Raw genomic sequence first — 397 nt, forward strand, 5'->3', positions numbered from 1 at the left:
CGGTTGGCAAGGCGCTTTTCGATGTCGGTCTGAACTTCGCCAACGGGGCGACCTGCCGCCCGGATCGCGCCCGCATAGGGAACGGAAATCGTTCCATTCCTGTCGACCGTCTGTGCTGGCAGCGTAATATAGTTGCCGGGACGAGCTCCCGCATCGTCAGGGATGAAGAGGCCACCGGCCTGCGCTTCGAAGATCGTAACCTCAACCACGTCACCGATCCCGAGCGGCGTGAGCGGCGCACTACCCCTGCCGCCACCAAAGCCCTTCTCAAGCGAATTCAGGATCGAATAATCGAAATAGGTCGCGACCTGTTTGGTGATATCGACCAGTGCATAATCGATGCCGACCTTCTTGTTCAGCGCGGTAAACTTGGTGGTTGCCTGACGCTCGATGGCTC

General features: G+C 58.9%; 1 protein-coding gene. It reads right to left on the reverse strand.

Going from position 1 to position 397, the window contains the following annotated elements; genetic code table 11:
* Positions 1-397 (reverse strand): polysaccharide biosynthesis/export family protein (locus AC1D0P_RS31120; protein ID WP_477680253.1); only part of this gene is annotated, 397 nt, incomplete at both ends.

The sequence above is a fragment of the Polaromonas sp. P1_G2 genome (genome assembly GCF_056405515.1).